Annotated in this window: 11 protein-coding genes and 1 pseudogene; 10 read left to right on the forward strand and 2 right to left on the reverse strand. The window is 39.6% G+C overall.

All coding sequences use genetic code 11. The annotated features are described in order from the left end of the window. Positions 1-132: 132 nt before the first annotated feature. From A2003_RS07880 to A2003_RS07905, 6 genes are all read left to right on the forward strand, one after another. Positions 133-955, forward strand: a protein-coding gene (locus A2003_RS07880) for an IS5 family transposase (RefSeq protein ID WP_156189619.1) whose coding sequence is annotated in 2 segments (ribosomal slippage) — positions 133-513 and positions 515-955 — 822 coding nt in all. Because the reading frame shifts where the segments join, the coding sequence is not laid out codon by codon here. Positions 956-1,282: 327 nt separating this feature from the next. After that, positions 1,283-2,430, forward strand: a protein-coding gene (locus A2003_RS07885) for an IS3 family transposase (protein ID WP_286687123.1) whose coding sequence is annotated in 2 segments (ribosomal slippage) — positions 1,283-1,520 and positions 1,520-2,430 — 1,149 coding nt in all. Because the reading frame shifts where the segments join, the coding sequence is not laid out codon by codon here. A gap of 150 nt (positions 2,431-2,580) precedes the next feature. After that, positions 2,581-2,856 carry a metal/formaldehyde-sensitive transcriptional repressor gene (locus tag A2003_RS07890; protein WP_001133625.1) on the forward strand — a complete coding sequence of 92 codons (276 nt, stop codon included), beginning with the start codon at positions 2,581-2,583 and terminating at the stop codon, positions 2,854-2,856. A 21-nt stretch (positions 2,857-2,877) separates the two neighbouring features. Beyond that, positions 2,878-3,990: an S-(hydroxymethyl)glutathione dehydrogenase/class III alcohol dehydrogenase gene (locus tag A2003_RS07895; RefSeq protein ID WP_286687124.1), complete on the forward strand. Its 1,113-nt coding sequence runs from the start codon at positions 2,878-2,880 to the stop codon at positions 3,988-3,990. Between the two features lie 228 nt (positions 3,991-4,218). Continuing rightward, positions 4,219-5,049 (forward strand): S-formylglutathione hydrolase, encoded by an 831-nt coding sequence (gene fghA / locus A2003_RS07900; RefSeq protein WP_286687125.1) that lies wholly within the window; start codon positions 4,219-4,221, stop codon positions 5,047-5,049. Positions 5,050-5,289: 240 nt separating this feature from the next. Then, entirely contained in the window at positions 5,290-5,592 is a 303-nt protein-coding gene (locus tag A2003_RS07905) for a putative quinol monooxygenase (protein WP_004740247.1), read from the forward strand. An 85-nt stretch (positions 5,593-5,677) separates the two neighbouring features. Here the strand turns inward: A2003_RS07905 and A2003_RS07910 are convergent. Beyond that, positions 5,678-6,012: pseudogene (locus A2003_RS07910) on the reverse strand (IS3 family transposase); the annotation flags it as partial. Between the two features lie 186 nt (positions 6,013-6,198). Between A2003_RS07910 and A2003_RS07915 the strand changes: the two are divergent. Both A2003_RS07915 and A2003_RS07920 read left to right on the forward strand, forming a co-directional pair. Next, positions 6,199-7,356, forward strand: a complete 1,158-nt coding sequence (locus A2003_RS07915) for an iron-containing alcohol dehydrogenase (protein ID WP_286687126.1) — start codon at positions 6,199-6,201, stop codon at positions 7,354-7,356. 75 nt (positions 7,357-7,431) lie between these two features. Beyond that, on the forward strand, positions 7,432-8,115 hold the full coding sequence (locus tag A2003_RS07920) for a type 1 glutamine amidotransferase domain-containing protein (protein WP_286687127.1): 684 nt from the start codon (positions 7,432-7,434) through the stop codon (positions 8,113-8,115). A gap of 217 nt (positions 8,116-8,332) precedes the next feature. On the opposite strand, the gene A2003_RS07925 is transcribed toward A2003_RS07920, so the two are convergent. Continuing rightward, positions 8,333-8,941, reverse strand: a complete 609-nt coding sequence (locus A2003_RS07925; RefSeq protein WP_042892984.1) for a TetR/AcrR family transcriptional regulator — start codon at positions 8,939-8,941, stop codon at positions 8,333-8,335. A gap of 142 nt (positions 8,942-9,083) precedes the next feature. On the opposite strand from A2003_RS07925, the gene curA reads away from it, so the two are divergent. Both curA and A2003_RS07935 read left to right on the forward strand, forming a co-directional pair. Further along, positions 9,084-10,103 carry an NADPH-dependent curcumin/dihydrocurcumin reductase gene (curA, locus tag A2003_RS07930; RefSeq protein ID WP_286687128.1) on the forward strand — a complete coding sequence of 340 codons (1,020 nt, stop codon included), beginning with the start codon at positions 9,084-9,086 and terminating at the stop codon, positions 10,101-10,103. A 15-nt stretch (positions 10,104-10,118) separates the two neighbouring features. Continuing rightward, positions 10,119-10,757, forward strand: coding sequence for a glutathione S-transferase family protein (locus A2003_RS07935; protein WP_286687129.1), 639 nt, complete (start codon positions 10,119-10,121; stop codon positions 10,755-10,757). The last annotated feature ends 264 nt before the right edge of the window (positions 10,758-11,021 follow it).

The raw sequence follows: 11,021 nt of genomic DNA on the forward strand, positions 1-11,021 counted from the left end.
TCATGAGAAAGCCCATATAAATGGGTAGAGTACAAGTTGCTGTAGAAGCATTTTTAATTCGTCTGATCACAGATACTTTATAAGGTATTTTAATACTTTTTTGAATCCGTCAATGCGTAAGTCCTAGATTCCATGAAATATCAGAAATTAAACCGTTTTTCAGATTCTGAATTCAAGCGCTTGGTTGGCGTACCTCGACCAGTTTTTAGTGAAATGGTCGAAGTTTTAAAAGAAGCAGAATCACTTAAAAAGAAATCTGGGCGTCCTCATACTTTAGCTATAGAGGATCAATTATTATTAACACTCAATTACTTACGGAATTACAGCACTCAATTGGAATTGGCTGCAAATTACCATATCGCTGAAAGTAATGTGAATCGAACCATTAAAAAGGTTGAAGATGCATTAATGAAATCAAGGCGTTTTACCCTGCCAAAACGAAGCATTACCACAGCAGACGAACAATTTAACTGGGTAATTATTGATGCGACAGAATGTTCAATAGAACGCCCGAAAAAAAAATCAGAGTAAGTTCTACAGTGGTAAAAAGAAGAAACATACGTTAAAAGCCCAAGTAATCTATCATCCGAAGAGCAAACAAATCATAGGAGTAGATATATCGTCTGGCAGTCAGCATGATATTAAATTGGCAAGAAAAACAGTTAAGAAATTCAAACATTGTGACTATGTTATGACCGATTTAGGGTACTATGGGTTAGAGCAAGATGGCTTTAAATTATTGATGCCAATAAAGAAAAAGAAGAATTTCCCCTTATTTGATGCTGAGAAAAATTACAATAAAATGATTGGAAAAATACGAGTTGTAATCGAACATATTAATAATCAATTGAAAAGATTTAGAATACTAAGTGAACGCTATCGAAATAGACGAAAAAGATTCGGTTTACGCATTAACTTAATCGCTGCACTGGTAAACCGGATGAACTTGCAATAACGACTTTCGCAAGAGGTCTAATGAATAATAAATATCATCCGCTCACTAAAAATATTCTAGTACAGTCTGTAAAGGCAGTTTAATCTAAACTGTCGGTAGTATTTTCAAGGCTTGAAACGTTCAAAATATCTACAAAGTGGCTAAAATTTGAAACATAATTCTAAAAGGTCACAGCATTACAAAGAACATGAGACAAAATAAAAAATGGGAGCTAAAAGTCCCATTTTTTTTGTGACTTTCGCATAAGCTCTATGATGTTAATTTGAATAGCCACCGATTTTGTAGACACCTTTTAGTTAGATAAAATGGCTAATTAACGAGGTGCTTATGAGCAGTAAACGATACCCTGAAGAATTCAAAATTGAAGCAGTAAAGCAAGTCACTGAGAAAGGTCATAGTGTGGCCGAAGTTGCTGCACGTTTAGGAACCACCACACATAGTCTGTATGCCTGGATTAAACGTTATGATCCACAGAAGCCCAAGATCACAGAATCTAATAATCCAAGTGCAGAATTGGCAAAGTTAAAAAAAGAGCTGCAACGGGTTACTGAAGAAAGGGACATATTAAAAAAAGCCGCGGTGTACTTCGCAAGCCAGTCCAAATGAGGTACGCCTTTATTCAGGACAATCAGCACATATGGCCTGTTCGTCGTTTATGTTCAACTCTGGATGTTCATCACAGTGGTTATTACGCCTGGCTAAAGCAACCTACCAGTAAAACTGCCAAGAAACGGCAACAGCTTTCAGGATTAATTAAACAGTTCTGGCTGGAATCTGGCGGAGTCTATGGCTATCGCAAGATTCACTGTGATTTGAAAGATGTTGGCGAAAGTTGCGGGATCAATCGAGTACATCGGCTCATGAAGGTGAATGGTCTCAAATCACAGCGAGGCTATCGTAAACCTAGAGCTCATGCTGGTACTCCAGCTGTTGTTGCTGTAAACACTTTAGACCGCCAATTTAATCCAACGCAGCCGAACCAATTATGGGTCACTGATATTACCTATATCCGTACTCATGAAGGGTGGCTATATCTCGCAGTTGTGATTGACCTATTTTCGCGTCTTGTTGTTGGCTGGTCGATGAAATCCAGAATCACGACAGACCTGGTTTTAGATGCATTATTGATGGCTTTGTGGCGAAGAAACCCAAAGAACAAAGTCCTAATCCATTCTGACCAAGGCAGCCAATACACCAGTCATGAATGGCAGACATTTCTCAAGCATCATAATCTTGAAAGTAGTATGAGTCGTAGAGGAAATTGCCATGACAATGCTGTTGCAGAAAGCTTCTTCCAGCTATTAAAGCGGGAACGAATTAAAAAGAAAATCTATGCAACTAGAACTGAAGCAAGATCCGATATCTTTGAATATATTGAGATGTTCTATAATTCAAAACGCAGACATGGTTCCAATGGTCAGCGTTCTCCATTAGATTATGAAAAGGCCCATCAAAAGATGGTTAGGTGTGTCTAGAATTTTGGTGGCTATTCAATTTAAAAAAACTAAAAACAGGGATAGAAAATTTTCGCTAAAGACCTTTTTGATTTTTCGATTTATAAAAAATATTGCTTTTTTTATACTATGGGGTACTATAGTATAAAAGCTAGCAAATAAGGAGGTCTGATGCCTAATCAGGTTGAAGACAAAAAAAAGATTCTTCTACGCGTCAGAAGGATCAAAGGTCAGACGCAAGCGATTGAAAAAGCGTTAGAAGACAATGTGGAATGTGGTGCAATTCTGCAACAAATATGCTCTGTGCGTGGTGCTATTAATGGTTTAATGAATGAAATGCTGGAGGTTCATTTAAAGGACACTTTAGTATCAGGTGAAACCACAGAACAACAACGAAAAGAAGAATTGGCTGAAATCGCCAAGATTCTAAAATCATATTTAAAATAGATCTGTATAAGGAGTTATTCCATGAAGTCACGTGCTGCTGTTGCGTTTGGTCCTGGTCAACCTCTTCAAATTGTTGAAGTTGATGTTGCACCACCGAAGAAAGGTGAAGTATTAATCAAGATTTCCCATACTGGTGTGTGTCATACTGACGCATTTACTTTATCTGGCGATGATCCTGAAGGTGTTTTTCCTGCTATTCTCGGGCATGAAGGTGCTGGTGTTGTAGTTGAGGTTGGTGAAGGCGTGACTAGCGTCAAACCAGGTGATCACGTCATTCCACTTTACACTGCTGAATGTGGCGAGTGCCTATTCTGTAAATCTGGAAAATCGAACTTGTGTATTTCCGTTCGCGAAACTCAAGGTAGAGGTGTAATGCCGGATGGTACCACTCGTTTTTCCTACAATGGTCAACCGATTTACCACTATATGGGCTGCTCAACGTTCAGTGAATATACGGTAGTGGCAGAAGTATCATTGGCTAAAATCAATCCTGAAGCCAATCACGAACATGTCTGCTTACTGGGTTGTGGGGTAACAACGGGTATCGGTGCAGTACACAACACGGCTAAAGTACAAGAAGGTGATAGTGTTGCGGTCTTTGGTTTAGGTGGTATTGGTCTGGCAGTCGTACAAGCCGCACGTCAAGCTAAAGCAGGGCGTATTATTGTGGTTGACACGAATCCAGATAAATTTGCGCTGGCAAAAGAGTTTGGTGCAACGGACTTCTTAAACCCTAAAGACTACGATAAACCAATCCAGCAAGTCATTGTTGAAATGACTGGTTGGGGTGTAGATCATTCATTTGAATGTATTGGCAACGTGAATGTGATGCGTGCAGCCCTTGAAAGTGCACACCGTGGCTGGGGACAATCCGTAATTATTGGTGTAGCTGGCGCAGGTCAGGAAATCTCTACCCGTCCATTCCAACTGGTTACTGGTCGTAAATGGTTAGGTTCTGCTTTTGGTGGCGTAAAAGGTCGCACGCAACTTCCAGGAATGGTTGAAGATGCCATGAAAGGTAAAATTCAATTAGAACCATTTGTGACACATACGATGGGCTTGGATCAGATCAATGAAGCCTTTGATCTAATGCATGAAGGTAAGTCAATTCGTACTGTAATTCATTACGATTAATTGCGTCAGACCTTATAGTTTTCCATGCATGTGCATCATGATTGATATGCATGGAATCCTCTAAAACGGCACATTATCTGTAAAACCGATCTATCTGTGTAGGCATCGTGTATAGGTTCAACCAACCAGCCTACATTTTAAATCTTAATCACTATTCTCTGTGGAGAATGTCAGACTCTTTGTTTACTCGATTTCTCATGAAGTCTTGCTCAACATAGGTAATTGATTATGGAAATAATTGAGAAACATGCTTCTTTTGGTGGATCGCAAGAAGTGTATCGCCATCAGTCAACAGCATTAAACTGCTCAATGAAATTCTCAATATATCTGCCACCTCATGACAAAGATGAGCGGTTGCCAGTTTTATATTGGTTATCAGGGCTGACTTGCAACGAACAGAACTTTATTACTAAAGCCGGAGCACAAAAGTATGCGGCTGAACATAAAGTCATTATTGTTGCACCAGATACCAGCCCACGTGGAGAGGATGTACCAGATCATGCAGATTATGATTTAGGCCAAGGCGCAGGATTCTATGTGAATGCAACACAAGCACCCTGGTCACAGCATTTCAAAATGTATGATTATATTGTGGAAGAGCTTAGAAATCTGATTAACCTAAATTTTCCGACCAATCAAGTCCAAAGCATTATGGGGCATAGCATGGGTGGTCATGGTGCATTAGTCATTGGGTTAAAAAATCCTGAGCTGTATAAAAGTATTTCTGCTTTTGCACCAATTGTTGCACCTAGCCAAGTACCTTGGGGGAAAAAGGCTTTTACACACTACCTAGGTGAAAACGAAACTTTATGGAAAAGCTATGATGCGATTGAATTAATCAAAAACGCTGAAGTTCATTTACCTATTTTAGTCGACCAGGGAACAGCTGATGATTTTCTTGAAGAACAGTTAAGGCCTAAGCTTCTGAGTGATATTTGTTTGGAACAAGAATATCCTCTTACACTTAATCTAAGAGAAGGGTATGACCATAGCTATTACTTCATTGCGAGCTTTATAGAGAAACATATAGAGTTTCACGGCAAATTCCTAGCAAAATAACTTTCATAGATATGAGGATATACATGTTGTTCTTGAATGCTACTTGAGCAATATTTTTTGATTCAAATGTTAATGATATTAACTTGAATAAATTCATAGCATTATGTCGAAATAAAAACCTAAATTTTGGCTCAGCTATGGAAAATTGTTTTTAACTTTTATACAACAAAACTTTCTGACATGCATACATTAGCAATGTCAGATTCAGTTTGAATTCTAATCAATTGTGGAGTTTTAGTCATGCTTAAAACAGCTTTATATGTCCGTCTTGAAGCTAAACCGGGTAAAGAAGACGAAGTGGAAGCTTTCCTTAAAGGCGGTTTACCTATTGTAATGGAAGAACCTGCGACAGTTGCGTGGTTTGGCCTACGTCTTGGACCTACAACATTTGGTATTTTTGATGCATTTCCTGATGAGGCGGGTCGCCAAGCACATTTATCTGGCAAGGTTGCAGCTGCTTTGATGGCTCAGGCCGAAGATCTATTCTCAGAGCCACCGTCTATTGAGAAAGTAGATGTTTTGGCGAGTAAACTACCAGGTTAAACCGACGCTTAAATGTATGAGGGTGCTGCCTGAAATTTTGAATGAAAGGCAGCACTTCAACCCTGTGAGGTTTGTCAGAGGCTTTTTATTCAAGTTGGGCTACTTTATTTATTGGCTTAATCTCATCATTTAAATGGGTCAATATCCAAAACAGGGCAGGGTAAATAAACGAATGCAACTATTTACATGCTTTATATTGAACCAATCTATCTAATTTACTGTCGCATTTGTACATCTGCTAAACCGTGCCAATCTGCTTTTAAAATATTTAATCATTGCTATTTTGTATGAGCCATTCACTGTTTTAGCCAATGCGTTCACGACCATGTCAGTAGTCATACGTGTTGATACCTTTCATCCAACAATCGCTCGTGAAAATAAATCAATAATCAAAGTGGTATAGAACAAGCCTGAATGTGTTTAACCATCACTCAAGTCGGCAAGCTAAAATAATTTTTTTATAAAAAATAGACGACTGGTCTATTTTTATGTATAGTTAGCACATGGTGCAGTCAAAAGCCGCAGTATTGTCCAATTTTTTAAAGTTTATTTGATGAATAACGGTGGTTTTTCAAATCAATTAGCTGATCATCCTAGGATAAAAATATGCTGAATTTTAACTTTTATAATCCGACCCGCATTATTTTTGGTGGCGATACAATAGCTAAAATCAATGACTATGTGCCTACAGATGCAAAAGTATTAATGTTATTTGGTGGTGAAAGTGCACGTAAGAATGGTACTTTAGCTGAGGTGCGTGAAGCATTAGGTGCAAGAGAAATTCATGAATTTGGCGGAATTGAGCCGAATCCGAGTTATGAAACCCTCATGAAAGCTGTAGAGCTGATTCGAGAACAAAAGATAGATTTCTTGATGGCTGTCGGTGGTGGATCGGTAATTGATGGTACTAAATTTATTGCAGCAGCAGTCAATTATACAGGGGATACATGGGAGATTTTAGAAACCCATGGTACTAAGATTACTCAAGCTTTGCCTTTTGCGAGTGTACTCACCCTTCCGGCAACTGGTTCAGAAATGAATAGCGGTGGGGTAGTCAGCAGAAAATCGACCCAAGCCAAATTGTCATTTAGCAGCCCCTATGTTTTTCCGCAATTTTCCGTACTGGATCCAAATAAAACTTTTAGCTTGCCGACGCGCCAGTTAGCAAATGGCGTGGTCGATGCATTTGTTCATGTCATGGAACAGTACATAACTTACCCTGTCAATGCACAAGTACAAGATCGTTTTGCCGAAGGTCTATTGCAAATGCTGATTGAGATTGGACCGAAAATCTTGGACGATTCAGCAGATTATGACACGCGTGCGAATTTGATGTGGGCTGCTAGCATGGCACTGAATGGGCTAATTGGAGCTGGTGTACCACAAGATTGGTCAACCCATTTGATTGGGCATGAGCTCACGGCTTTACATGGTATTGATCATGCTCGTACCTTGGCCATTGTGTTGCCCGCCAATCTACAAGTGCGTCGTCAAGAGAAACGAGAAAAATTACTACAGTATGCAGCCCGTGTCTGGCAGATTGTCGAAGGTGATGAAGAACAACGTATTGATACTGCTATTGCTCGTACTCGAGCTTTCTTTGAGCAACTTGGATTGCCGACTCGTCTTAGCGATTATGGACTGGGGGAGACAGATATTGAGATCATCATTACGCAACTTAAATCACACAATCTTACACAGCTAGGCGAACATAAAAATGTTTCATTAGAGATCAGTCGCCAAATTCTCGAGATGAGCATCTAAGCTAAATGCGCGTATTTGGCATGCTCTGACCCTGTAACAATGCTCCTCAATCATGAAAATTATCGGAGAAATAACATGAAAATTTTAATCGTTTTAACCTCACATGATCAACTTGGCAATACTGGTAAGAAAACAGGTTTCTGGCTAGAAGAACTTGCTGCACCGTATTACACCTTTATTGACTCTGGTGCTGAAGTTACGCTGGCGTCGCCTCAAGGTGGGCAACCACCACTAGATCCGAAAAGTAATTTAGCCGATGCGCAAACTGAAACTACTCATCGGTTTGAAGCTGATCCAACTGCAATGCAAGCATTGGCACAGACGCATAAACTTAGCGAAATTTCTGTAGCTGATTATGACGCAGTGTTTTATCCAGGCGGGCATGGCCCATTGTGGGATTTAGCAGAAGATCCGATTTCAATTTCTCTGATTGAACAGGCGATTCAGTCTGGCAAACCTGTTGCAGCAGTGTGTCATGCCCCAGGTGTTCTTCGTCATGTAAAAACCAGTGATGGCAAGCCTTTGGTCAGCGGTAAATCTGTGACAGGTTTTAGCAATACTGAAGAAGAAGCGGTAGGATTGACCGAAGTTGTACCGTTTTTAGTCGAAGATATGCTCAAAGAAAAAGGTGGTCATTATTCTAAAGCGGGTGACTGGCAAGTGTATGTCCAAGTAGATGGCTTACTCATTACTGGACAAAATCCTGCTTCTTCTGCTGCAACCGCCAGTGCACTCCTTGAATTGTTAAATAAGGAGTAGCCCATGTCTGCGTATGTGGTATTTACCCGTGAGCAAACTACGGACGCTGAGGAACTGGCGCAACAAGCAAAATAACCCTCACTTAATGGTGAAGGGCCTGAGTGAATAGCTTTCCTTCCTTTATTTTTCTATATACAGGAAGGAAGGTTATTTTTTTAGGGGCTTAGGAAGTTACCATACTTTGTAATATGTTTAACTTCCTAAGCCCCTTTAATTTTTATGAATCTTCACTTTTTAATAGAAATTTAGTTGCTCTTAGAGCTTGATGTAATGGCGTTTTATCTTTTTGCAACTTAGTCAGTAATGCTGCACCTAACCACATTTGGTAAAGTACTTGTGCCAACGTCGAGGCCTCAGTATCTGCTTGGATAGACTGATCCTGTTTTCCCAAATCAATTAAAGCAGCAATCCGTTCGATTACATCATCGACGCCAGCGGACATAATGGAGCGCATATCTTCAGATAGATCGGCAACTTCTGCGGCAAGTTTCACAATTAAACAGCTATCCGCCCAACCACACTGTGTTTCAGGATCTTCTATCCATAAATTAAAATACTCAATCAGCTTTTGATAAGGGGATTTATCGCTACGCCATACATCATTTAAACGGACTTGATAATTATCCACATAATGCTGCACCAATTCACATCCGAAAGCTTCCTTAGATTGGAAATAATGATAAAACGAGCCTTTAGGGATCTCACAGCTCTGTAAAATTTCCTGTAATCCTACACCAGTAAAACCTTTATGCAAAATCAGGTCTGAACTGGTGTTAAGAATGTGTAAGCGCTTCGCTTCAGACTTTTTAATAGGATTAGGCTTCATATTAATTGTTTACTCTATTGTAAAAATAGACCAGTCGTATTGTTTTTTATTATAACTCATCTACAATGGGTGTAAAGAAATTTTAATCATAATTTTTGATTGTTAAGAGAAATACTTCTAAATAAAACATGGAGTTATATGTGTGAAAACAGTTATTAATCAACGCATCGTTTTAGCTAAACGGCCAGTGGGTGAGCCAAAACACAGCGATTTTCGTATTGAACAAGTTGAACTCAATGAACTTAAACAAGGCGAGATATTGTTAAAAACCATTTACTTGTCACTCGATCCTTATATGCGTGGTCGCATGAGTGATGCTCCTTCATATGCAGCACCGGTTGAAATTGACGAAGTGATGGTCGGTGGAACAGTCAGTCAAGTGGTGGCCTCTAAAAACCCAAAATTCAAAGAAGGCGAGTGGGTTCTTTCAGGAAATGGCTGGCAGAGCTACGCAATTTCTAATGGGACAGCATGTCAAAGCTTAAGTATGCAACCTGAACATCCATCTTGGGCATTGGGTATTTTGGGAATGCCAGGATTTACTGCTTATATGGGGCTGTTGGACATTGGTCAGCCTAAAGCCGGTGAAACTTTAGTCGTTGCAGCTGCAACGGGACCTGTTGGTGCTACGGTTGGACAGATTGGCAAAATTAAAGGTTGTCGCGTGGTTGGCGTCGCGGGCGGGGTTGAAAAATGCCGTTATGCTGTAAAAGAACTCGGCTTCGATGCTTGTATCAATCATCATGATGAAAATTTTGCAGAACAATTACAACAAGCAGCTCCCAACGGTATTGATATTTATTATGAGAATGTGGGGGGTAAAGTGTTTGATGCGGTATGGCCATTGCTTAACTCTGCGGCACGTGTACCGGTGTGTGGTGTGGTTTCCCAGTATAACGCTACCGAGCAAGCACAAGGGCCAGACCGTTTACCGGGCTTTATTTCCACCCTTTTAAAAAAGCGTATTCGCATGCAAGGCTTTATTATTTTTGATGATTATGGCAGTCAGTATCCGGAATTCTATCAGCAAATGTCTGAATGGTTGAAAGAAGGAAAAATCAAATATAAAGAGCATATGGTGCAAGGTTTAGATAACACGATCAATGCTTTCAATGGTATGTTGAAAGGCGAAAACTTTGGCAAAGTGGTTGTAAAAATTTAAAAAATAGGAATTATCATGATTACACTACATCATTTAGATCAATCACGTTCTTTTCGTATCTTGTGGTTACTTGAAGAAATCAAGCAGCCCTATGAGCTGAAACGCTATTATCGTGACTCAAGCACGCATTTGGCCCCTGAATCTTTAAAAACCATCCATCCTTTAGGGAAATCTCCAGTATTGGAATGGGATGGCAAAGTTATTGCAGAGTCAGGCGCAATCGTTGAGTTATTAATTCAGCAAGTTGCGCCGCATTTAGCACCAGATATGGATGAACCTACCTATGTCGATTATCTACAGTGGATTCATTTCTCAGAAAGCTCTGCCATGCTGCCATTTTTGTTAAAAACGTTTAATGCGATAGAAACCAAGCAGGGTACGAAGTTGGTATTTCTAGAAAATTATACTCAAGTTGAGTTCGATAAAGTATTTAGCTATTTAAATGAATATTTAAAAGATAAAGAATTTCTAGTGGCAGACCGTTTAACCGGTGCTGACTTTATGATGGGCTTTGGACTACATGCTTTAGTTCATCATATGGGACAAGGTGAAAATTATCCGCATATCCAACGTTATGTAGCAGGTTTAAGCCAACTACCTAGCTGGCAAGCCGCAGTACAAATTGAACAAAATGGTGTGAAAAGTCAAAAATAGCAAGATTGATTTTTTAAAGGCAATTTAGAAAAAGAATCGTGCTTGACAAGTACATCTAGTTAAAAAATAAGCTGACATATATTTAAGTAAACGCCTAATGAATTTCATCGGGCGTTCTCTATTTTAAAGATAAGGAATTACCATTTGGACTGCTCCCAGTATCCTAGACATGAGACCGCCTCATTTTGAAGCTGTCTCAAATGCTTCTGGGCTCATTCCGTCGAGGTGCGAATGACGCCTGATTCGATTGTAAAACATCTCGAT

Origin of the sequence: Acinetobacter sp. GWC1_38_13, from assembly GCF_001767535.1 — a bacterium.
GTDB lineage: Bacteria > Pseudomonadota > Gammaproteobacteria > Pseudomonadales > Moraxellaceae > Acinetobacter > Acinetobacter junii.